Annotated in this window: 1 protein-coding gene; it reads right to left on the bottom strand. The window is 69.9% G+C overall.

Features of this window, described 5'->3' with window-relative positions; translation table 11 throughout:
- On the bottom strand, positions 1 to 399 hold a 399-nt coding region (locus tag AC3A4T_RS24535), incomplete at both ends, for a transposase (RefSeq protein ID WP_487677760.1).

The raw sequence follows: 399 nt of genomic DNA, 5'->3' as shown, positions 1-399 counted from the left end.
GCCTCAAGCGGGCGATCGTGAATACTCTGCATGTCCGTGCGTCGCCCGCGCCGTTCGGGCCCCGGCCGCGGCGAACGACGCGCCGCGCGCTGCTGCTTCAACAGCAACGTCAACTCGCGTCGGATTGTGCCGCGGGGCATCGCATAGATCGCGTTGTAGATGGTCTCGTGCGACACCTGCCACTCCGGTTGGTCGGGGTACTGATCGCGCAGGCCTTGGCTGATCTGTCGTGGCGACCAGAACCGCATCAGCCGGTCTTCGACCTCCCGCCACAGCGCGCTGTCCGCCGTGAGTTTGCGTTGCCGGCGCGCGCGGTGGCGCAGTCGGCGCGCCCGTATGCCTGCATGCACCGCATCATAGCCGCGACGCGGGCGGCCCAGGGCCGGCGTCGCGGTCGGG

Source organism: Lysobacter sp. Soil_N_51, assembly GCF_057655755.1.
This window is presented reverse-complemented; position numbering and strand designations above follow the sequence as displayed.